Here is a 19,815-nt window from a genome sequence, read left to right on the forward strand (position 1 = left end):
TTCCGCGTTGTCAGGCCCCGATTCTCCGACGACAACGGAAGCGGCAACAGACAAGGTTGCCATCACCCACCCGTTGCGTGTTGCCGGTAAGCGTGCCGCATGAAAAAAGGAGTCATTATGGCCATTCACAGCACTGTGCTGCGTGGGCTGTTTGTTGGGCTGTGTGCGTTCACAGCATTGGCACATGCCGAAATCCACAAAAGCCATGCGATTGCCATGCATGGCCAGCCCCAGTACCCCGCCGGGTTCTCGCATTTTGATTACACCAACCCCAAGGCTCCCAAAGGCGGCGAGCTGCGGCTGCATGTGATTGGCGGTTTCGACTCCCTCAACCCCTTTGTTTCCAAGGGCCGCGCTGCTGCCGGCATGGCGTTTCTGGATAACTCCTACCTGTACGATTCGCTTACTGTCCGTGGCGAAGACGAACCGTTCACCCAGTACGGATTGCTGGCAGAAAGCATCGAATGGCCGGATGACCGCAGCTGGGTACGTTTCCATCTTCGCGAAGAAGCCCGCTTTGCCGACGGAGAACCGGTGCGGGCAGACGATGTGGCCTGGACCTTTCAGACCCTGCTGGAGAAAGGCAAGCCTTTCTACAGCTATTACTACGCAGCCGTAGAGCGCGTGGAAGTCAACGACCCGCTCACCGTCACCTTCCATTTCAAGACCCGTGACAACCGGGAACTGCCGCTGATCATCGGTCAGCTCCCGGTGCTACCCAAACACCATTGGCAAGACCGGCAGTTCGACAAGGATGGCATGTTGCCCCCACTGGGCTCCGGCCCCTACTCCCTGGCAGAGGCAAAACCCGGCAAGAAAGTGGTTTACCAGCGCCGCAAGGATTACTGGGCCCAATCGCTCCCCGTCATGAAGGGGCGCAACAACTTTGATCGCATCACCTACGATTACTACCTGGATGAAACGGCGGCTCTGGAAGCGTTCAAAAGTGGCCGCTACGACTGGCGCCATGAGAACAACTCCAAGCTCTGGGCCACAGCCTATAAGGGACCGGCCTTCAAAAGCGGCGAAATTGTTACCGATGAGGTCAGCCACGGAAATCCCTGGGGCGCACAGGCCTTTATCTTCAATCTGCGCAAAGACCTGTTCAAGGATGAGACCCTGAGAGAGGCGATTGGTTACGCCTTTGATTTCCAGTGGTCCAACGACAACCTGTTCTATGGGCAGTACAAACAGAACCGCAGTTACTTTGATAACTCCGAGATGGCCGCCACCGGCCTGCCCTCCAAGGCAGAACTGGAACTGCTGGAGCCATACCGGGAGCAACTGCCAGAAGCAGTTTTCAACAAGGAATACCAGCCACCCAAAACCGATGGCTCCGGTCGCCCCCGTGAAAACCTGCGCAAGGCATCCATGCTGCTCAAGGAAGCCGGCTACCAGCTCCGCGACGGCCAGCTTTACACCCCGGATAACAAACCGGTTCGCTTCGAGTTCCTGCTCAGCTCTCCGGCCTTCGAGCGCATCGTGCTGCCGTTCTCCCGCAACCTGAAGGCACTGGGTATTGTTGCCAACGTGTCCAAGGTCGATTCATCCCTGTGGGTTGAACGCATCCAGAATTTCGACTTCGACATGATTGTCTACCGCATGGGCCAATCCAGCTCACCCGGCAACGAACAACAGGAATACTGGTCTTCCGAGGCCGCCGACCAACCCGGTAGCCGCAACCTGATCGGCATCAAGAACCCGGTCGTTGATGCGCTGGTAGATAAAATTGTCGCAGCCCAGACCCGGGAAGAGCTGATCACCCGCTGCCGGGCTCTGGACCGTGTGCTGCAATGGCACCATTACAGCGTGTTCAACTGGTATTCCGACGAGTACCGTCTCGCCTACCAGTCACGCCTGCGCCATCCCAGGCTCGGCAGGTACGTAGGCATGGATGCTGCCCTGGATACCTGGTGGGATAGCACGGCTAAATGATGCGCTATTACATTGCCAAACGGCTGTTGCTGGTTCTTCCTACCTTGTTCGGCATCCTGCTGCTGAACTTTCTGGTGATACAGGCCGCCCCCGGCGGACCGGTGGAAAAGACACTGGCAGAGCTGCAGGGAATTGGTGGCGGCGGTACCGGCAGCAGCTTTGCCGGCGGCAGTGCAGACACCGTCAGCGGCGGTGAATACCGTGGCTCCAGGGGGCTGCCGCCGGAACTGGTGGAGCGCATCGAGAAGATGTACGGTTTCGACAAGCCTGCCCACGAACGCTTCTGGCTGATGATCAAAAACTACTTCAGTTTTGATTTCGGTGAATCCTACTACCGGGACCGCTCCGTCACCGAACTGATTGTGGAACGCCTCCCGGTGTCCATCTCCCTGGGGCTGTGGAGCACCCTGATTGCCTACATGATTTCCATTCCACTGGGCATTCGCAAGGCAGTCAGGGATGGATCACGCTTCGATGTCTGGTCGAGCACCGCCATCATTATCGGTTTTGCCATCCCCAGCTTTCTGCTTGGCATTCTGTTGATTGTGCTGTTCGCCGGCGGCTCTTATTTCGAGTGGTTCCCGCTTCGCGGACTCACCTCGGACAATTTTGACGAACTGAGCCTGTTCGGCAAAATTATCGATTACGCCTGGCATATCACCCTGCCCACCATTGCCATTGTGGTCGGCAACTTCGCCACCTTGTCCATGCTGACCAAGAATTCCTTCATGGATGAAATCCGCAAGCAGTATGTGCAGACCGCCCGCGCCAAGGGGCTGAGTGAAAAGCAGGTGCTATATGGCCATGTGTTCCGCAACGCCATGCTGATCATCATCGCCGGCTTTCCCGCCGCCTTTATCAGCATGTTCTTTACCGGTGTACTGCTGATCGAATTCATCTTCTCCCTGGACGGTCTCGGGTTGCTGGGCTTTGAATCGGTGATCAACCGGGACTACCCGGTGGTCTTCGGCACCCTGTTCATTTTCACCCTGATCGGCCTGTTGCTTAAGCTGGTCAGCGACCTGACCTATATGTGGGTAGACCCCCGCATTGACTTTGAACGGAGGGACAACTGATGGCTCTGCCCTCCCTGCGTTTGCGCAATCCGGTATCCGCCCGCCAATGGCAGGCGTTTCGCAGCAACCGCCGTGGCTACTGGTCGTTATGGATTTTTCTGGTGCTGTTCATCCTCAGCCTGGGCGCAGAATTCATCGCCAACGACAAGCCTCTTCTGGTCCACTACGACGGCGAGCTCTACACCCCGGTATTCAATGCCTACCCGGAAACCACCTTTGGCGGTTTTTTCGAATCGGAAGCCAATTACCGGGACCCGGTGGTGAAAGATCTGATCGAAGAGAGCGGCTGGATACTCTGGCCGCCGATTCGCTTCAGCTACAACACCATCAACTACGACCTGAGCGAACCGGCCCCTGCCCCACCCTCAGCGGAAAACTGGCTGGGCACCGATGATCAGGGCCGTGATGTGGTCGCCGGATTGATCTACGGCTTTCGTATTTCCGTACTGTTCGGGCTGATGCTGACGCTGTTCTCCAGCATTGTCGGCATTATTATTGGTGCCATTCAGGGTTACTACGGTGGCTGGCTGGATCTGGCCGGGCAGCGTTTTCTGGAAATCTGGTCAAGCATGCCGATCCTGTTTCTGATCATCATCATCTCCAGCTTCGTGGTACCGAGTTTCTGGACATTGCTGATTATCATGCTGCTGTTTTCCTGGATGACACTGGTGGATCTGGTGCGGGCCGAATTCCTGCGCTGTCGCAATATGGATTATGTACGCGCCGCTCACGCCATGGGTGTGCGAACACCGGTGATCATGTTCCGCCATATGTTGCCCAATGCCATGGTCGCCACCATCACCTTCCTTCCCTTCATTCTCAACGGTGCCGTAGTAACACTCACCTCCCTGGACTTTATCGGTTTCGGGCTCCCCCCGGATGCACCATCACTGGGGCGCCTGGTAGGTCAGGGAAAGGCCAACCTGCACGCTCCCTGGTTGGGTATCAGCGTCTTTGCCACGCTCACGGTCATGCTCACTCTGCTGGTGTTTATCGGTGAAGCCGTCCGTGATGCGTTCGACACAAGGAAGTTTCTGCAATGAGCCTCCTATCCCTGCGCGGCCTGACCATTCGATTCGGCCAGGATGTGGCCGTGGATAACATGTCCCTGGATCTGGAACCCGGCCACATGCTGGCGCTGGTCGGGGAGTCCGGTTCCGGCAAATCACTGACTGCCCTGTCAATTCTTGATCTGCTGCCGGATAGCGCCAGCTGGCAGGCTGAGACCCTGACCCTGGATGGTGAAAACCTGCTGGGCCTCACGGAGAATCGCAAACGTGCCCTGCGCGGCGGCCGTATCGGCACCATTTTCCAGGAGCCCCTCACAGCGCTTAACCCACTGCATACCGTGGAGAAACAGATCAGCGAAAGTCTGTTTGTCCATCAGGGCATGAGTCGTCATAAGGCCCGTGCACGCTGCCTGGAATTGCTCGGCCAGGTGGAGCTCCCTGCCACCACGGAAATGCTGGGGCGCTATCCCCACCAGCTCAGTGGTGGCCAGCGTCAGCGGGTAATGATCGCCATGGCCCTGGCCAACGATCCACAGATCCTGATTGCCGACGAGCCCACCACCGCTCTCGACGTAACCGTTCAGGAAACCATCCTGACCCTGATCAAGCGATTGCAGAACGATCTGAACCTGTCGATTCTGCTGATCAGCCATGACCTGGCGGTGGTCAGTCGCTTTGCCGATGACATCCTGGTCATGCACCACGGCAAGAAGGTGGAAGCCGGCCCCACTGCACAGGTGCTGGCAGAACCCAAGGAGGCTTACACCCGGCACCTGATCAGCTCTGAGCCCCGCGGCAAGATGCCGCCACTAGCCGAACACGCTCCGGTGCTGCTGGAAGCCACCACCATGGCGGTCACCTTCAAGGAAAAGCGCCAGAGCCTGTTCTCCCCTGCCCCGTTGATGCGTGCTGTGGACGACATTGATCTTTGCGTAAGGCGCGGCGAAACCCTGGGCATTGTTGGCGAATCCGGCTCCGGCAAATCCACGCTGGCACTGGCGTTGTTGCGCCTGGTAAAAAGCCAGGGCCAGATCCTCATGGACGGCACCGATCTGCGCCAACTAAACCACCGCCAAATGCGAGGCTGGCGAAGTCGCCTGCAGGTGGTGTTCCAGGACCCGTTCGGCAGCCTTAATCCACGCATGACCGTGGGTCAGATCGTGGCGGAAGGCCTGGCCGTGCACGCCAGCGCCATGTCCCGTCAGGAAAGGGATGGCAAAGTCATCCAGATGCTCGACGAAGTGGATCTGCCGGCGGAAGCCCGCTACCGCTACCCCCACGAGTTTTCCGGCGGTCAGCGGCAACGTATCGCCATTGCCCGGGCCCTGATCATGGAGCCGGAGCTGCTGATACTGGATGAACCCACCTCAGCCCTGGACCGGAGTGTGCAATACCAGATTCTGGAACTGCTGAAGTCGCTGCAAAAGAAACATGATCTCAGCTATCTGTTTATCAGCCATGATCTGAAAGTCATACGCTCCATCTGTCACCGGGTCATGGTGATGAAAGATGGCAAAGTAGTGGAACAAGGTGAGACCGAGGCCGTTTTCGACCAGCCGCAGCACAGTTACACGCTTAAGTTGATGTCTGCCGCCTTTGCCTGAGGAAAGCCCCGGGAAACACACCGTTGCATTTGTCAGCCCGTGAAGAGACGTCAAACTCGCTTTAATTGCCTATACTTGGCCCAGTCGTTATGTTGGCCACCAATCGGAACAACCAGAACCACGAGGGATGACCATGGGATTTCTAGCAGGCAAACGCTACCTGATTGTCGGCGTCGCCAGTGACCGCTCCATTGCCACCGGTATCGCTGAAGCAATGCATCGCGAGGGTGCTGAGCTGGCCTTTACCTTCCAGAACGAGAAACTGAAAAGCCGGGTCGTGAAAGCGGCTGAACGCTACGGCAGTAGCGAAGCCCTGTGCTACCCCTGCGATGTGGCAAGCGATGAAGAAATCGAGGCCGTGTTCACCGCGCTGGGCAAGCAATGGGACGGCCTGGATGGCATTATCCATGCGGTCGGCTTTGCCCCCGGTAATGAGCTTGATGGTAACTTCGCGGAAGTGGCAACCCGGGAAGGTTTCCGTATCGCCCATGATATCTCCAGCTACAGCTTCGTTGCCCTGGCCAAGGCCGGTCGCCAGATGATGGCAAATCGCAATGGCTCGCTGCTGACACTCACCTATCATGCCGCCCGCCAGACCGTTCCAAACTACAACGTGATGGGTCTCGCCAAGGCCAGCCTGGAAGCCTCTGTTCGTTATCTGGCGTCCAGCATGGGTCCGGAAGGCATTCGGGTGAACGGGATTTCCGCCGGTCCGATCCGCACCCTGGCGGCATCCGGCATCAAGAAATTCCGCAGCATGCTGGACTATAACGCCGCCAAGGCACCGCTACGCAGAAATGTGACCATCGAGGAAGTGGGTAACGTGGCAGCCTTTCTCTGCTCTGACCTGGCTTCCGGTATCACCGGCGAAATCACCTACGTAGATGCCGGTGCCAGCACCGTATCCATGCCGTTTGAGATGGATAGCGAGTAAGCCAAACGCAGCCCCGCGACGGGGATTGCAGGCATAAAAAAAAGCTCACCATTGCTGGTGAGCTTTTTTTGTGTCTACCGGTCGTGTTATTGATCGGCGGAGCGACTACTCAAGCGTTCGGGGTTGAGATCCACATCCCCTTCGTCGCGCAGTAGTGCAACAACCTGACGGAAGCTGCGTTGCCCTTCGATATTCCCCAGCTCAAGCAATGCGGCCTGTTGCTGGGCATCAGACAGCGGCTCAGCATTACCGTCTTCCACACGGGTTACCTGATAGGCAACCAGAGATCCATCACCCACGCGGGTCAATTCAATGGAGGAGTTTTGCCCTTCCTCTGGTTTGGGCAAGGCAAAAGCACCATTGACCACTTCCATGGAAGGCTCTGCACCACCACGCTGAAGGCCTTCCTGCTCTTCGATATCGCTTTCGAACAAGGCAGCAATATCATCAAGCGTTGTACCCTGCTGCAGCCTTTCCTCTGCCTGCGCAGACAATTCCTGAACCCTGTCAGCGGCCAGCTCACCCTTGAGCCGCTCACGAATGGCAAAGGAAACGTCTTCCAGAGGCAGAGCCTCCGCCGGCTTTTCTTCAACGATGCGTACGGCCAGGTATTCACCGGGCGCGACCTCGATCAGGTCACTGTTGTGGCGATCCTTGCGAACCTGATCGCTGTTGAGGGCCTGTTGAACCTGCGGGGAAGATAACGGCGCTGGCAGGGCCGACAACGGCACCCAGCCTGTAGTTTTCAACTCAACGCCTACCTGCTCAGCAGGCACGGTCATGTCGCTGTGCTCGTAGAGCAGCTCTTCAAGACGTGCCACATCTTCATTCAAGAGGGTTTCTGCCCGGCCCTGCTTGAGATCCGCACGAATTTGACCGGCAAGCTCTTCAAGTGTGGGTAAGTCCTGCTCACGGACAACATCGGATACCTTGATTAGATGGACACCGGCATCGGTAATTACCGGATCAGAGACCATGCCCGGTTCAAGACTGGCAATGGCCTCTTCCATCTCCTCAGGCAACGCGCCCTTGGAAACCACACCAAGGTCACCACCTGCATCAGCAGAACCCGGATCGTCGGAATACTCCGCTGCTACATCGGCGAAAGATTCTCCAGCGGCAATGGCCTGAACGGCCTCGTTTGCACGAGCTTCAGCCTGCTCAAGATCCCGGTCGCCATTAACCTCGATCAGAATGTGCGCCACGTTGCGAGCGGTGCCAGCGCCAGATTCTTCCATGATCGAGCGACGCACCTGGTACTCAGCTGCCACATCCTCGTCGCTCACGGACACCTGATCCGCGTAATTCTCCGCAGCCAGTTTCACATAAGCGACACGGAATTCTTCCGGGCGCATGAACTCCGCCTTGTTTTCTTCGTAGTAAGCCTGAACCTGTTCGTCTGTGACGTTAAATTCACTACGTAGAGCGTTCAGATCCAGGGTCACATAACGAATATCGCGGACCTGTTCACCCAACCGACGCTGTTCATTCAGCTCTGAAGGCAATGCAAAATTGGTTGCCAGGAAGCCATTGCGATACTGCTCCTTGAGCATATCCTGACGCAGGCCACGGATATAACCCTGTGGCGTCATGCCACGGCTACGCAGCTCCCGCTCAAAACGGGTCTCGGAAAACTTGCCGTTTTCCTGAAACAGGGGGACCTGGTAAATATCGCGGGCAGCCTGCGTTTCGCTGAATGCCAGATCGGCATTCTTCGCTGCTGCCATGATCAACTGCTCATTAACCAGACCTTCAAGCACCATTTCAGGTCGCACAAAGGAATCCAGCATGGAAGGATCAATATTCGGACTCTGCTGACGCAGCATGTCTCGAACACGTTCAACGCGCTGATTGACCATACTGCGGGTGATCTTGTTGCCCTCGACTTCGGCAACCACATCCCCGCTTCCACCGCCGGTGAAATACCCGTAGAAACCAGAAATGACAAAGGGAAGGATAATCGCGGCAAGCAGGACCTTGCCCACGGGACCGCGGACAAACCGTCTGAACTCCTGCATGAAATTACTCCGTAGGGACTCTTATTAAAACCTGAATCCGTGACTTCAGCATGGTTTCAGGTGAAAACTGTCGAATTCGATCTTGTTATGTGAGAACCGCAACTGGTAGCGCAGGTTCCCTAAACGGAAAAAAGCGCACCCGCTTACGGCTGCGCTTCCTCAAACTGGCGGAGCGGACGGGACTCGAACCCGCGACCCCCGGCGTGACAGGCCGGTATTCTAACCAGCTGAACTACCGCTCCTGCAAACAGTTTAGTTCACCGCGTCTTTCAGTGCCTTACCGGCCTTGAAGCCCGGTACCTTGGCAGCGGCGATCTGAATGGTCTGGCCAGTTTGCGGGTTGCGGCCTTCACGAGCAGCGCGCTCTTTTACAGCGAAAGTACCAAAGCCTACCAGAGAAACGCTGTCACCTTTTTTCAGGGCGCCAGTAACCGCTTCCAAAGTAGCATCCAGTGCACGACCTGCGTCGGCTTTGGAAATATCCGCGCTAGCGGCAATCGCATCAATCAACTCTGACTTATTCACAAAGTTCCCCTTTCTGTTTTTCCCGGTTTTATGGTCGAGGCGTGATGTACTCTCCTCCTGAGCAAGCCGCCTTTATACCAACGGGTATAAGGAGCGTCAAGAAAGGAAAGGTATCATCGCACCCAAGTTAAAAAAAATGAAAAACCATATAGATCAATAATTTAAAAAGCTTCAAATTCGACCCGTTAATGTGTACTGGGACGCTTTGTGCCTTCCTGGTTTTTCTCTTCTGCGAGCGCCAAATCCTCTTCCAGTTCCGCTTCGCTCAGCGGGCTGGGTTGATGAGTCAGCGCCACATCAAGCACCTGGTCAATCCATTTAACAGGACGGATATCCAGGGACGACTTGATATTGTCCGGGATCTCCTTGAGATCCCGCTCGTTTTCTTCCGGTATCAATACCGTCTTGATGCCACCACGGTGTGCGGCCAGTAATTTCTCTTTCAGCCCACCGATGGGAAGCACCTGGCCACGCAGGGTGATTTCGCCGGTCATGGCCACATCCGCACGCACCGGGATGCCTGTCAACACCGACACCATGGCGGTACACATGCCAATACCCGCACTCGGACCATCCTTTGGCGTGGCGCCTTCCGGCACATGCATGTGCAGATCGTTACGGTCCAGAGAGCGACGTCGAATTCCAAGAGTACCAGCGCGGCTTTTCACAACCGTCCAGGCAGCCTGAATAGACTCCTGCATGACATCACCCAGCGAACCGGTAGAGATTACGCGGCCTTTGCCCGGAGTGGAAACACTTTCGATAGTCAGAAGCTCACCACCCACGGAGGTCCACGCCAGTCCAGTGACCTGTCCTACCTGGTCTTGTTCTTCCGCGCGACCGAAGCTGAACTTGCGGACACCAAGGTAATGCTCCACCAGATCGTCGGACAGGGTGACGGTCTTTGCTTCGCCTGCCAGCAGATGCTCCTTGACCACCTTGCGACAAATCTTGCTGACTTCTCGCTCCAGTCCACGAACCCCGGCTTCGCGGGTGTAGTGGCGAACCACGTAACGCAGCACGCTTTCGTCGAAAATCACCTCGTCCTTTTTCAGACCATTGTTCTTGATCTGTTTGGGAACCAGATACTGGAGGGCGATGTTGACCTTCTCGTCCTCGGTATAACCAGGTAGACGAATCACTTCCATACGGTCCAGCAACGGTGCCGGAATGTTCATGGAGTTGGAGGTGCAGATAAACAGGGTTTCAGACAGATTATAGTCAACCTCCAGATAATGATCGCTGAAGGTATCATTCTGTTCGGGATCCAGCACTTCCAACAGAGCTGAGGCCGGATCACCGCGGTTATCCATACCCATCTTGTCCACTTCATCGAACAGGAACAGTGGGTTCCTCACGCCAACCTTGGATAGCTTCTGAACCACCTTGCCCGGCAACGAACCGATATAGGTACGACGGTGACCACGAATTTCGGCCTCGTCTCGCACACCACCCAGCGCCATTCGCACAAACTTTCGATTGGTGGCATGGGCGATGGACTGGCCCAGTGAGGTTTTACCCACACCTGGAGGACCGACCAGGCACAAAACTGGACCCTTTACCTTGCCCACACGACTCTGTACTGCCAGGAATTCCAGAATCCGGTCCTTCACTTCCTCCAGGCCGTAATGATCCTGATCCAGTACTTTCTTGGCATGGGCCAGATCGTGGCGTACCCGGCTACGTTTCTTCCATGGCACTGATGTCATCCAGTCCAGGTAGCTTCGGACTACCGTGGCTTCCGCAGACATGGGCGACATCATCTTGAGCTTGTTCAGCTCATTCATGGATTTCTCGAGGGCTTCCTTGGGCATGCCCACGCTTTCAATTTTCTTTTCCAGGTCTTCCAGGTCGTTACCACTGTCGTCCAGATCACCCAGTTCCTTCTGGATGGCTTTCATCTGTTCGTTCAGATAGTACTCGCGCTGGCTTTTCTCCATCTGCTTTTTGACGCGCCCACGAATGCGTTTTTCCACCTTGAGCACATCAATATCGGATTCCATCAGCGCAATCAGGTGTTCCACCCGTTCACGCACATCCACCATTTCCAGCACATCCTGCTTTTCTTCCAGCTTCAATTGCAGGTGGGCAGCAATGGTGTCGGCCAGGCGGCTGACTTCATCAATGGAGGAAACGGAGCCGGTAACTTCCGGCGCCACTTTCTTGGAAAGTTTGACGTAATCCTCGAACTGGGACTGCAGCGAGCGAGACAGGGCTTCCTGTTCACCCTCTTCCGGCAGACCCTCCTCCAGCTCACGTACATCCGCGATGCCACCCTGGTCGCCGAATTCGGCCTTGACCACGTGGGCTCGCTGACCGCCTTCAACCAGCACCTTGACGGTGCCGTCTGGCAATTTGAGCAGCTGCAGGATGGTAGAGACGGTGCCGACCCGGTAAATGTCATCCGCACCCGGGTCATCGTCAGAGGCATTGCGCTGGGCGACCAGCATGATTTGTTTGTCATCCGCCATGGCGGTTTCAAGCGCAGCAATGGACTTTTCCCGGCCAACAAACAGCGGGATCACCATATGGGGATACACCACTACGTCACGCAGTGGTAAAAGCGGGATATCTTTCAGCACGTATTGCCTCTATTGCCGTGGTAGCACCTTAATCCGGTGCCACCTTGGAAGACTGCTCGTTGTTTTCGTAGATCAACAACGGATCGGATTCACCCTTGATGGTAGGACTGTCGATAACCACTTTGGCCACAGAGTCCATGGACGGGACCTGGTACATGGTGTCGAGCAGCACACTTTCCAGGATAGAGCGCAGGCCACGGGCCCCGGTCTTGCGTTCCATGGCTTTATGGGCCACAGCTCGCAGGGCATCATCGCGGAAATCCAGCTCCACCCCTTCCATCTCGAACAGGCGAGCGTACTGCTTGGTCAGGGCGTTGCGCGGCTCAGTGAGAATCTGCACGAGCGCTTCTTCACTGAGTTCTTCCAGGGTTGCAATCACCGGCAGACGGCCGATAAATTCGGGAATCAGGCCATACTTGACCAAATCTTCCGGCTCCACATCCACCAGCAACTCACCCAGATTGCGGGCATCGTCCTTGCTCTTCACTTCTGCCGAGAAGCCGATACCGCCCTTCTCAGAGCGCTCGCGGATCACCTTGTCCAGCCCGGCAAAAGCACCACCACAAATGAACAGCATGTTGGAGGTGTCCACCTGCAGGAATTCCTGCTGGGGGTGCTTGCGACCGCCCTGGGGTGGCACAGAGGCAACCGTGCCCTCAATCAGCTTGAGCAGGGCCTGTTGCACGCCCTCCCCGCTCACATCACGGGTAATGGAGGGGTTGTCGGACTTGCGGGAAATCTTGTCGATTTCATCGATATAGACAATGCCTCGCTGAGCCTTGTCCACGTCATAGTCACACTTTTGCAGCAGTTTCTGGATGATGTTTTCCACATCCTCACCCACGTAACCGGCTTCGGTGAGGGTGGTGGCATCCGCAATGGTGAAGGGCACATTCAGCAGCCGTGCCAGGGTCTCGGCCAACAGCGTCTTACCACTCCCGGTGGGGCCAATGAGCAAAATATTGCTTTTGCCCAGCTCCACTTCATCGCGCCCCTTGCTACTGCTGCGCAGACGTTTGTAGTGGTTGTACACCGCCACTGCCAGGACTCGCTTGGCGCGCTCCTGCCCAATCACGTACTCATCAAGGGTTTCCTTGATTTCATTGGGCTTGGGCAGGCTCTCTCCGCCTGTGTCCCCGGTGTCTTCCTGCACTTCCTCGCGGATGATGTCGTTACACAGATCCACGCATTCGTCGCAGATAAAGACCGAGGGCCCCGCAATCAGCTTGCGGACCTCATGCTGGCTTTTGCCACAAAAAGAGCAGTACAGCAGCTTGCCGTCGTCGCCCTTGCCAGTGGAGTCGGTCATTGAATCGCCTCTAAACCTGTGTATTTGAGTATTTGCGTCTCTTTGAAGATGCAGGGAGACGGGGGGTTTTTCAAGCCCGCCGGGCCTCTCAGGCCTTCCGTTAGGACACTTTTTGTACGAAGGTTACCGAATTACACCGGACGCTGACGCAACACCGCGTCAACAATGCCGTATTCCTGGGCTTCTTCGGCGCCCATGAAGTTGTCACGGTCGGTGTCCTTCTCCAGCCTTTCCAGCGGCTGGCCGGTGTGATGCGCCAGCAGGCTGTTGAGCTGCCCCTTGATCTTGAGGATTTCCTTGGCGTGGATCTCGATATCCGAGGCCTGACCCTGGAAGCCGCCCAGCGGCTGGTGGATCATCACCCGGGCATTGGGCAGCGCATAACGCTTGCCAGCGGCACCGGCAGCCAGCAGGAAGGCGCCCATGCTGGCAGCCTGGCCCACGCACATGGTGGATACATCCGGCTTGATAAACTGCATGGTGTCATAAATGGACATCCCTGCGGTTACCGAGCCCCCCGGGCTGTTGATATACAGGTGAATGTCCTTGTCCGGGTTTTCGGACTCCAGGAACAGCATCTGGGCCACGATCAGGTTGGCCATATGGTCTTCCACCTGGCCAATCATGAAAATCACCCGCTCCTTGAGCAGGCGGGAATAGATATCAAAAGAACGTTCGCCACGGGCGGTCTGCTCAATGACCACCGGCACCAGACCCAGGTTGGTCGGGTCGTTGCTCAGTTGCTGCATTTCCGGGGTCATGGATTTGATACGGCTCAAGTCGATCATGTAGCGCTTTCCTTCTCGTCGATCGTCCGGGGACGCTCTTGTGATTTATTGGTATCGGCGGTAGCCGACCTCATCCTGAATGCTGCAATGGGGGCTGACACAGCCGAAAACAAGGCAGGCCGGACGAACAGGTCTTCCAGCATCTTATGACGGTGTATGGGGGGCGTCTATAAAAGTGGGCTCAGGCGGGGTCTGAATGCGCAAAACTTGCGCAAATTGTGCATAAATAACGCAAAACGGGGCCAGAAGGCCCCGTTTTGGTGTCAAAAAGCGGAAAGAATCAGCCTTCTGCTTGCTCGCGAGGCTTCACCGCGTCCTGGTAGGACATGGCTTTTTCTTCCACCTTGGCGCTATCCAGCACCAGGTCAACCACCTGCTCTTCCAGCACCGCACCTTCAATCTGCTGCAGCTGCTGCGGGTTGCTGTACACCCAGTTAACGACTTCTTCCGGCTTCTCGTATTGCTCGGCGATCTCTTCCACACGGGCCTTGACCTTGTCGGCATCGGCCTTGATTTCGTGCTTGTCGAGGATGGCGCGAACCACCAGGCCCAGACGCACGGAGCGCTCAGCCTGCTCCTTGAACAGATCATCCGGCAGGATGGACGCGTCAAACTGCTGACCGCCACCAAACTGCTGCATCATCTGCTGACGCATGCGCTGGATTTCCTGGGTGACCAGGGCGCCCGGCAGGTCAAACTCGTGCAGGTTGACCAGACCATCCATCGCCTGCTCTTTTACCTTGCCGGTGACCGCATTTTTCAGCTCGCGCTCCATGTTCTTGCGCACTTCCGCCTTGAATTTGGCTTCGTCGCCATCTTCAACACCGAAGGCCTTCATGAACTCTGCGTCCACTTCCGGCAGCGCCTTGCCTTCTACCTTGTTGACCTTGATCTGGAAGACCACAGCCTGACCTTTCAGTTCTTCGGACTGGTAGTCCTCCGGGAAGGTCACGTCGATGTCCTTTTCCTCACCGGCTTTCATGCCGATGATGCCGTCTTCAAAGCCCGGGATCATCTGGCCGGAGCCCAGCTCCAGATTCTGCCCTTCGGCGCTGCCACCTTCGAAGGCTTCACCGTCTTTCAGGCCCTTGAAATCGATGTTGACACGGTCGCCGCTTTCCGCGGCACGCTCGACTTCTGCAAACTCGGCACGCTGCTGACGCAGGGTTTCGATCATGGTATCCACGTCGGCATCAGTCACTTCTGCCTTGGGCTTTTCCACTTCGATGGAATCAAAGGCAGACAACTCAACGTCCGGGTACACCTCGAAGGTGGCGACAAATTCCAGATCCTGGCCGGATTCGTTCTTGGTGGCTTCAAAGCCTGGCATTCCGGCCGGCTGCAGCTTTTCCTGCTCCACAGCTTCGATGAAGGCTTCGCGCATCACATCAGCCAGCACTTCGTTACGCACGGCGCTGCCGAAGCGACGCTTTACTTCACGCATGGGCACTTTGCCCGGGCGGAAACCGTCCAGACGGACATTTTTCTGGGCTTCCTGGAGCTTGCCTTCTACTGCGGAGTCCACTTTCTCCGCCGGCACACCCACCGTCAGACGGCGCTCTAGACCTGAAGTCGTTTCAACAGAAACCTGCATAACATCCTCTTTAAAAAGACTTTTTGCTGCTCGCCGCCGGAAGATTAAGACAGACGGCCTGATTAAGGGCGCAGATTATAATCAAAAGGCGCCCGCTGTGCCTACATGAGCGCCGCATCGGCAGCCCATACGAAAAAGCCTCCGGGAGTTCCCGGAGGCTTTTAAAATGGGGTGACTGAGGGGATTTGAACCCCCGACCACCGGAGTCACAATCCGGGGCTCTACCAACTGAGCTACAGTCACCATAAACCATATTGTCTGTCCTGCGCGTCGCCGTTCTGCTGGCAAATGGCGCGCCTGGCAGGACTCGAACCTGCAACCGACGGCTTAGAAGGCCGTTGCTCTATCCGGTTGAGCTACAGGCGCATTGCAGGTTTCGCCTTCTCTATAATGGTCGGGGTGGAGGGATTCGAACCCCCGACATCCTGCTCCCAAAGCAGGCGCGCTACCAGGCTGCGCTACACCCCGATGTTCTGTCACGCCTACATAGCTTGAAAGCGAGGCGCGAATAATACTCGGCACCCCCGGGAGCGTCAACGGATTCGGCAACAAAAATATGCCTAACGTTCAGATTTTAGACAACTTTTGCGCCCATGGCCGGTGCGTGCGAGAATCGCGCCGTTTTCGCCCCAACCTCCTTGCCAATTTCAGCCAATGTTAGAGAGACCCCACCATGACCGCCCAGATTCTTGATGGCAAAGCCCTGGCCCAGCAGTTTGAAGAGGAAATGCGTGAGCGCGTTGATGCACTGAAAGCCAAAGCCAACGGCCGCACCCCTATTCTCGCCACTATTCTGGTTGGTGCCGATCCGGCCTCTGCCACCTACGTAAAGATGAAGGGCAATGCCTGTCGTCGGGTCGGCATGGAATCCGAAGCCATCGAACTGCCGGCGGAAACCACCACCGAACAGCTGCTGGCCAAGATCGATGAGCTGAACAGTAACCCGGATGTGCACGGCATCCTGCTGCAGCACCCGGTGCCGGCGCAGATTGATGAGCGCGCCTGTTTCGATGCCATCAGCCTGGAAAAGGATGTGGATGGCGTTACCTGCTTGGGCTTTGGTCGCATGAGCATGGGCGAGACCGCTTACGGCTGCGCCACCCCCAAGGGCATTATGCGCCTGCTGGAGCACTACCAGGTGGAATTGGAGGGCAAGCACGCCGTTGTGGTCGGGCGCAGCGCCATTCTCGGCAAGCCCATGGCGATGATGTTGCTGGAAGCCAACGCCACCGTAACCATCTGTCACAGCCGCACCCGTAACCTGCCGGAACTGGTCAAACAGGCAGATATCGTGGTTGGCGCCGTGGGCAAACCGGAATTCATCAAGGCAGACTGGATCAAGGATGGTGCTGTCGTCGTGGATGCCGGCTTCCACCCGGAGAAATGCGGTGACATTGAACTGGCCCCGCTGGTAGACCGTGTCAGCGCCTATACCCCGGTACCGGGTGGTGTCGGTCCCATGACCATCAACACCCTGATTTTCCAGACCCTGCAGTCCGGCGAAAAAGCGCTCGGCTAAGCCTGTTCGTCCCTGCCCGACCGGTGCCGCCAATGGCGGCACCAGCCCTCACCTTTTTGCGATCCCGCCCACAAAGCAAAGCAACGCTACGCAGTCACAACCGGCGGTAACATTATTGTCGACTGCAGCGGCCTATAGTTTCCTTTGCCTCATCCGCGAGGCGTCGCTATAGACCCAAGGAGAACGACTATGGCAGGGAAGTTCGAAATCGATAAGGCCAGCAACGGGCAGTACATCTTTCGTCTGAAAGCCGGCAACGGGGAAATCATTCTCTCCAGCGAGCAGTACACCACCAAAGGCGCCTGTGAGAACGGTGTGGATTCGGTAAAAAAGAATGCCCCGGACGACGGCCGCTATGACCGCAAGGAAGCCAAGGACGGCAGGCACTACTTTTCCCTGAAAGCCGCCAACCACCAGATCATTGGTCAGAGCCAGATGTACAAGAGCACCAGTGGCATGGAAAACGGTATTGAATCCGTGAAGAACAACGCCCCGGATGCGCCGGTGGATGATCTGACCGACTGATACAAAAAAGGGCCACTAGCGTGGCCCCTTTTCCTGCTATTTTCTATCGCTGAATCAGGCTTCCTTTGGCCAGGATTCGCGCAGACCGACCGTCTGATTGAACACCAGCTTGTCCTCGCTGCTGTCCTGATCCACACAGAAATAGCCTTCACGTTCAAACTGGTAGCGGGTTTCCGCCAAAACCCCGCGCAGCCCAGGCTCAACCCAACAGCCATCCAGCACACTCAGGGAATCCGGATTGATGTGGGACAGGAAAGTCTGCCCTTCTTCGGTCTTGTTGGGATTCGCTGCGGTGAACAGACGATCGTAAAGACGCACCTCGCAAGGCACCCCTTTGCTGGCGCTGACCCAGTGGATCACCCCGCGCAGCTTGCCCTGGTCATCCGCATTCTCCGGATTCTTGCCCAGGGTGTCCGGGTCATAGGTGCAACGCACTTCCACAATCTCGCCACTGTCATCACGCACCACGTCGGTGGCGCGGATCACATAGCCGTAGCGCAGGCGCACCCGGTCACCCAGCACCAGGCGCTTGAACTTCTTGTTGGCCTCTTCGCGGAAATCCTCCCGGTCGATATACACCTCACGGGTCATGGGTACCTGGCGGGTGCCCATGGTCTCGTTCTGCGGGTGTACCGGTGCAGTCAGGGATTCCTCGTGGCCCTCCTCCCAATTTTCGATGACCACTTTCAGGGGGTGCAGCACACACATGGCACGGGGGGCATGCTGGTTCAGGTCGTCACGGATGGCGGCTTCCAGCATCCCCATATCCACCACGGAATCGGCCCGACTGACGCCCACAGACTCACAGAAGGTACGAATGGAAGCCGGCGTGTAGCCGCGACGGCGCAGACCGCTGATCGTCGGCATGCGCGGGTCGTTCCAGCCTTCCACATGCCCCTCATCCACCAGTTGCTTGAGCTTGCGCTTGCTGGTCACCGTGTAATTCAGGTTCAGCCGGGCAAACTCATACTGGCGCGGGTTGGCGGGCACGGAGGTGTTCTCGATCACCCAGTCGTAAAAGGGCCGGTGATCTTCAAACTCCAGGGTACAGAGACTGTGGGTGATCCCCTCGATGGCATCAGACAGGGGATGGGTAAAATCGTACATGGGGTAAATCACCCACTTGTCGCCGGTCTGATGGTGCACTTTCTTGCGGATACGATAGAGAATCGGATCGCGCAGCGTCAGATTGGCGCTCTGCATGTCGATTTTGGCACGCAGCACCGCTGCGCCCTCGTCCAGCTCGCCACTGCGCATCTGTTCGAACAGGGCCAGATTTTCTTCCACGCTTCGCTCGCGGTAGGGGCTTGGCTTGCCCGGGGTGGTGAAGTTGCCACGGTATTCGGCGATCTGCTCCGGGCTCAGGCTGTCCACGTAGGCCAGCCCCTTGTGGATCAGCTCCACCGCCAGCTCATAAAGCCGGTCGAAATAGTCGCTGGCGAAACGCTCCTGGCCATTCCAGGCAAAGCCCAACCACTGCACATCCTGCTTGATGGACTGGATGTACTCGTCTTCTTCCTTCGCGGGATTGGTGTCATCAAAGCGCAGGTTACAACTGCCGTTATAGCTTTCGGCAATCCCGAAGTTCAGGCAGATAGATTTAGCATGACCAATATGCAGGTACCCATTGGGTTCCGGCGGAAAACGGGTCACCACCTGGCCGTCGTTTTTACCTTCTGCGAGGTCACGGTCGATGATCTGTCTGATAAAATTGCTGGGCGCTTTCGTTTCGCTCATGGGTCTTGGCCAGTCCGGAAGGCAGGGAGCCTGAATATGGGCAGGCTCTCACGGTGAAAATGAAGGTGCGCTAGTGTACTGTACGCCCCCCAACAGTCAAAGACTCAGGGCCAGCCCGGGAACAAAAACCCGCAGCGGGCCCATCTTGCGGAGAAAACCTGATGAAAGTGGTGCTGACAACAACCTACGGCAAAATCACCCTGCAACTGGACGCAGAGAAGGCGCCGATCACGACCGAGAACTTTGTGCAATACGTCAAGGATGGCCACTTCGACGGCACCATCTTCCACCGTGTTATCAGCAACTTCATGATCCAGGGCGGCGGCTTCACTGAAGATATGCAGCAAAAGCCCACCCGTGACACCATCCAGAACGAGGCCGGTAATGGCCTGTCCAACAAGGCCGGCACCATCGCCATGGCGCGCACCCCGGACCCGCACTCCGCCTCCGCCCAGTTCTTCATCAACGTGGCCGACAACCACTTCCTGGACAAGGAACGCAGCCAGGATGGCTGGGGTTATGCGGTCTTCGGCGCGGTCAGTGACGGCATGGACGTGGTAGAGAAAATCCGCAATGTGCCCACCGGCAACAGCGGCTTTCATCAGGATGTACCGGTAGAGCCGGTGCTGATCGAATCTGCTGAACTGATCGAGGACTGA

The 19,815-nt window shown here is 56.8% G+C and carries 15 protein-coding genes and 4 tRNA genes; 8 read left to right on the forward strand and 11 right to left on the reverse strand.

Annotation, left to right across the window (positions count from 1 at the left end):
- The first annotated feature begins 117 nt into the window (after positions 1 to 117).
- From KZ772_RS03945 to KZ772_RS03965, 5 genes are all read left to right on the forward strand, one after another.
- Positions 118 to 1,935, forward strand: coding sequence for an extracellular solute-binding protein (locus KZ772_RS03945; RefSeq protein WP_290538559.1), 1,818 nt, complete (start codon positions 118 to 120; stop codon positions 1,933 to 1,935).
- Positions 1,935 to 3,011: a microcin C ABC transporter permease YejB gene (locus KZ772_RS03950; RefSeq protein WP_300149036.1), complete on the forward strand. Its 1,077-nt coding sequence runs from the start codon at positions 1,935 to 1,937 to the stop codon at positions 3,009 to 3,011. The genes KZ772_RS03945 and KZ772_RS03950 overlap by 1 nt, the downstream gene beginning before the upstream one ends.
- Positions 3,012 to 3,025: 14 nt before the next feature.
- Positions 3,026 to 4,054, forward strand: a complete 1,029-nt coding sequence (locus tag KZ772_RS03955; protein ID WP_303759814.1) for an ABC transporter permease — start codon at positions 3,026 to 3,028, stop codon at positions 4,052 to 4,054.
- The gene (locus KZ772_RS03960) at positions 4,051 to 5,625 is read left to right on the forward strand and encodes a dipeptide ABC transporter ATP-binding protein (RefSeq protein WP_290538561.1); all 1,575 of its coding nucleotides are present in this window, start codon (positions 4,051 to 4,053) and stop codon (positions 5,623 to 5,625) included. The genes KZ772_RS03955 and KZ772_RS03960 overlap by 4 nt, the downstream gene beginning before the upstream one ends.
- Positions 5,626 to 5,758: 133 nt before the next feature.
- Complete coding sequence (locus KZ772_RS03965) at positions 5,759 to 6,559, forward strand: enoyl-ACP reductase (protein ID WP_290538562.1); 801 nt, start codon at positions 5,759 to 5,761, stop codon at positions 6,557 to 6,559.
- An 86-nt stretch (positions 6,560 to 6,645) separates the two neighbouring features.
- Here KZ772_RS03965 and KZ772_RS03970 read toward each other — a convergent pair whose 3' ends face one another.
- The 10 genes from KZ772_RS03970 to KZ772_RS04015 form a co-directional block, all read right to left on the reverse strand.
- Positions 6,646 to 8,577 (reverse strand): SurA N-terminal domain-containing protein, encoded by a 1,932-nt coding sequence (locus tag KZ772_RS03970; protein ID WP_290538563.1) that lies wholly within the window; start codon positions 8,575 to 8,577, stop codon positions 6,646 to 6,648.
- A 165-nt stretch (positions 8,578 to 8,742) separates the two neighbouring features.
- Positions 8,743 to 8,819: transfer RNA gene (locus KZ772_RS03975), tRNA-Asp, on the reverse strand.
- Between the two features lie 10 nt (positions 8,820 to 8,829).
- Positions 8,830 to 9,102 carry an HU family DNA-binding protein gene (locus KZ772_RS03980; protein WP_035244197.1) on the reverse strand — a complete coding sequence of 91 codons (273 nt, stop codon included), beginning with the start codon at positions 9,100 to 9,102 and terminating at the stop codon, positions 8,830 to 8,832.
- A 185-nt stretch (positions 9,103 to 9,287) separates the two neighbouring features.
- Positions 9,288 to 11,684, reverse strand: a complete 2,397-nt coding sequence (gene lon / locus KZ772_RS03985; RefSeq protein ID WP_290538564.1) for an endopeptidase La — start codon at positions 11,682 to 11,684, stop codon at positions 9,288 to 9,290.
- Positions 11,685 to 11,712: 28 nt separating this feature from the next.
- A complete protein-coding gene (gene clpX, locus KZ772_RS03990) occupies positions 11,713 to 12,993 on the reverse strand; it encodes an ATP-dependent Clp protease ATP-binding subunit ClpX (protein WP_290538565.1) in 1,281 nt (426 codons plus the stop codon).
- Between the two features lie 131 nt (positions 12,994 to 13,124).
- On the reverse strand, positions 13,125 to 13,781 hold the full coding sequence (gene clpP, locus KZ772_RS03995) for an ATP-dependent Clp endopeptidase proteolytic subunit ClpP (RefSeq protein WP_290538566.1): 657 nt from the start codon (positions 13,779 to 13,781) through the stop codon (positions 13,125 to 13,127).
- A 280-nt stretch (positions 13,782 to 14,061) separates the two neighbouring features.
- The gene (tig, locus tag KZ772_RS04000; RefSeq protein ID WP_290538567.1) at positions 14,062 to 15,375 is read right to left on the reverse strand and encodes a trigger factor; all 1,314 of its coding nucleotides are present in this window, start codon (positions 15,373 to 15,375) and stop codon (positions 14,062 to 14,064) included.
- 167 nt (positions 15,376 to 15,542) lie between these two features.
- Positions 15,543 to 15,618 (reverse strand) — tRNA-His (locus KZ772_RS04005).
- Between the two features lie 46 nt (positions 15,619 to 15,664).
- Positions 15,665 to 15,741: transfer RNA gene (locus tag KZ772_RS04010), tRNA-Arg, on the reverse strand.
- A 25-nt stretch (positions 15,742 to 15,766) separates the two neighbouring features.
- A tRNA-Pro gene (locus KZ772_RS04015) sits at positions 15,767 to 15,843 on the reverse strand.
- 205 nt (positions 15,844 to 16,048) lie between these two features.
- On the opposite strand from KZ772_RS04015, the gene folD reads away from it, so the two are divergent.
- Complete coding sequence (gene folD / locus KZ772_RS04020; protein ID WP_290538568.1) at positions 16,049 to 16,894, forward strand: bifunctional methylenetetrahydrofolate dehydrogenase/methenyltetrahydrofolate cyclohydrolase FolD; 846 nt, start codon at positions 16,049 to 16,051, stop codon at positions 16,892 to 16,894.
- 189 nt (positions 16,895 to 17,083) lie between these two features.
- Positions 17,084 to 17,419, forward strand: a complete 336-nt coding sequence (locus KZ772_RS04025; protein WP_290538569.1) for a YegP family protein — start codon at positions 17,084 to 17,086, stop codon at positions 17,417 to 17,419.
- A 54-nt stretch (positions 17,420 to 17,473) separates the two neighbouring features.
- On the opposite strand, the gene KZ772_RS04030 is transcribed toward KZ772_RS04025, so the two are convergent.
- The gene (locus KZ772_RS04030) at positions 17,474 to 19,156 is read right to left on the reverse strand and encodes a glutamine--tRNA ligase/YqeY domain fusion protein (protein WP_290538570.1); all 1,683 of its coding nucleotides are present in this window, start codon (positions 19,154 to 19,156) and stop codon (positions 17,474 to 17,476) included.
- Between the two features lie 161 nt (positions 19,157 to 19,317).
- Between KZ772_RS04030 and KZ772_RS04035 the strand changes: the two genes are divergently transcribed.
- The gene (locus tag KZ772_RS04035; RefSeq protein WP_290538571.1) at positions 19,318 to 19,815 is read left to right on the forward strand and encodes a peptidylprolyl isomerase; all 498 of its coding nucleotides are present in this window, start codon (positions 19,318 to 19,320) and stop codon (positions 19,813 to 19,815) included.

This window comes from Alcanivorax sp., assembly GCF_019431375.1.
GTDB lineage: Bacteria > Pseudomonadota > Gammaproteobacteria > Pseudomonadales > Alcanivoracaceae > Alcanivorax > Alcanivorax jadensis_A.